Below are 2,596 nucleotides of genomic sequence, written 5' to 3' on the forward strand. Positions count from 1 at the left end.
CACCAACATTCATTCGCCTACGCAGCGAATGGGAGATGCCCTGGTCGCCCTGCGTCCGTCTCAACTACGCACAAAACCCTGCTCCGTTAAGACTACCTCAAATGGCTGGACGGCTATTCGGAATGCAATTCTTGCCTCCCTCGCGCGCTACTAGCGCACTTCGGATCAGCGAATTGCCCTGTCGCCTACCAGGGACTAAAAATCATCACTCCGCTTAGGCTCCGTTTCCCTGATTTTAAGCGTTTGAAAGATGAGTTTTGAATTTCATCCTGAGGCAGAAATAAAATTTAACGAAGCGATTGATTATTACGAAAAAATAGAGGCAGGGCTTGGTTATGATTTTGCTATTGAGGTTTACGATACAATTCAACGATCTGTATCTTTTCCAAAGGCTTGGTCTGTTATTGGTGGTGATATCCGGCGGTCATTAGTAAAACGGTTTCCATTTGGAGTTCTGTATTCAGAAGAAAATAATGGAATTTATATTGTTGCTGTAATGCATCTTCATCGTTTCCCTGACTATTGGAAGCAGAGAAAGTGACTGAAGACATAGAGCAATGAAAAACTGGAAACAGTAGGGTAAGAACGATGTCTTCTCAGAAAATTTTATAACTAAAAAATCAACTAGACAAGCTGGTTATTTTTACGTTGGCTATGCATTTCGATGGCTAGGTTCAAAGCTAAAAACTGTAGTTGACTGCTATAAAGTACTTGTTGCATCTGAATATTACACTAATGACCGTAAAAACTTGTCGGCTGTTGGGTGAGTATACCCCGCTATACGGTTTTGTGAATAAATCTGAGCACGAAAGGCACGATAAGAAAAGATTGATGACTATTTTCGTGTTTTGTGTGTTTTTCGTGGTAAAAAAGGTTTGAATTTTACCAGCTTCAGTTCATTGAATGTGGGCATGAGGTATAAATATAATGACAATAAAATAGTATTAATAAAACGATGAAAACACCCAAAATTGGATTTATAAGCCTGGGCTGCCCCAAAGCATTAGTAGATAGCGAACGTATTTTGACTAAATTGCGTTCTGAAGGCTATGAGGTTGCACCCAATTACGATGGTGCCGATATGGTGGTGGTTAACACCTGTGGTTTTATTGATGCTGCAGTAGAAGAATCACTCGACAGCATTGGTGAAGCTATTGCCGAAAACGGCAAAGTGATCGTTACAGGTTGTCTCGGCGCGCGTGCTGATGAAATTCTAGAGCGTCACCCGCAAGTGCTGGAAATTACCGGAGCACATGCTTTGGAAGAAGTTGTTAGTGCTGTGCATAAGCATTTGCCCCCTCTGCATGATCCCTATACTAGTTTAGTGCCACCGCAAGGGATTAAACTAACACCCAAACATTATGCCTATTTAAAAATAGCTGAAGGCTGCAATCATCGTTGTACTTTCTGCATTATACCTTCTATGCGTGGTGATTTAGTGAGCCGCCCAGTTAATGAGGTGTTATTAGAAGCGAAACGGCTGGCCGATGCAGGGGTTAAAGAATTATTAGTCGTCTCTCAAGATACTAGTGCTTATGGGCTCGATTTAAAATACCAGGCCTATGATTGGCAGGGTCAGGAAGTTAGAACACGCTTCTATGATTTGGCAGCAGCGCTAGGTGAACTAGGCATATGGGTGCGTATGCATTATGTTTACCCTTATCCTCATGTTGATGAAGTAGTGCCTTTAATGGCGGCTGGGAAGATATTACCTTATCTGGATATTCCTTTTCAGCATGCTAATGCGCGTATTCTAAAATTAATGAAACGCCCAGCTGCAACAGAAAATAACCTCACGCGGATAAAAGCATGGCGCGCTGTGTGTACCGATATAATTCTGCGCAGTACCTTTATCGTTGGTTTTCCAGGGGAAACGGAAGCAGAATTTCAGGAGCTACTGGACTTTTTAACAGAAGCACAACTAGATCGTGTTGGGTGTTTTGCCTATTCGCCAGTAAAAGGCGCAGTGGCGAATGATTTGCCTGACTCTGTCCCAGAGGAAATTAAGCAGGATCGCTTAGCCCGGTTTATGGCACATCAGGCAGAAATTAGTGCGGCAAGATTACAGTTGCGTGTTGGTAGAATCGAGCAAGTTATTATTGATGAAGTCGTCGAGGAAGGCGCTGTAGCTAGAAGCAAAGCGGATGCGCCTGAAATCGATGGTCAGGTTTATATCGATGGGGCGACGCATTTAAAAGTGGGCGATCTGGTCAATGTGGAAATAGAAGAAGTAGATGAGCATGATATGTGGGGCCGCTTGCTGGATTGAAGGCTGATTGAAAGAGAACTAAACGAAAGAGTCGGAGTTGTTTATTCTCGTTTTATTGGCTAAGGGCAGTTAACCCCAAGCTAGAGCAGTACTAGGCTGTAAATCAATTACTCTGACCCATTTGATTCACCCCTTTGATTTGAAATTAAAGCTTTACACTGCGCATCATGGTGCGCATAATCAGGCTAAAGTGATTTGAGAGAATATTAGTATGCAACACTTATATGATTACACAGCCCCAAAAAAAGCAGCAAACCTCAGTTTAAATAGTGACCTTCTTAAGAAGTCTAAAGAGTTAAACATTAATTTATCAGCAACCTTAGAGAA

3 protein-coding genes are annotated in these 2,596 nt (G+C 42.3%); all 3 read left to right on the plus strand.

The window, feature by feature from the left end; all coding sequences use genetic code 11:
* The first annotated feature begins 250 nt into the window (after positions 1–250).
* Positions 251–541 (plus strand): plasmid stabilization protein, encoded by a 291-nt coding sequence (locus CDZ78_RS05135; RefSeq protein WP_087869036.1) that lies wholly within the window; start codon positions 251–253, stop codon positions 539–541.
* Positions 542–955: 414 nt separating this feature from the next.
* Positions 956–2,269: a 30S ribosomal protein S12 methylthiotransferase RimO gene (gene rimO, locus CDZ78_RS05140; protein ID WP_087869037.1), complete on the plus strand. Its 1,314-nt coding sequence runs from the start codon at positions 956–958 to the stop codon at positions 2,267–2,269.
* Positions 2,270–2,480: 211 nt separating this feature from the next.
* Positions 2,481–2,596: type II toxin-antitoxin system CcdA family antitoxin (locus CDZ78_RS05145; RefSeq protein WP_167374184.1), on the plus strand; the 116-nt coding region annotated here is incomplete at its 3' end.

The organism is Bathymodiolus platifrons methanotrophic gill symbiont, from assembly GCF_002189065.1.
In the GTDB taxonomy this organism is placed as follows: Bacteria; Pseudomonadota; Gammaproteobacteria; order Methylococcales; family Methylomonadaceae; genus Methyloprofundus.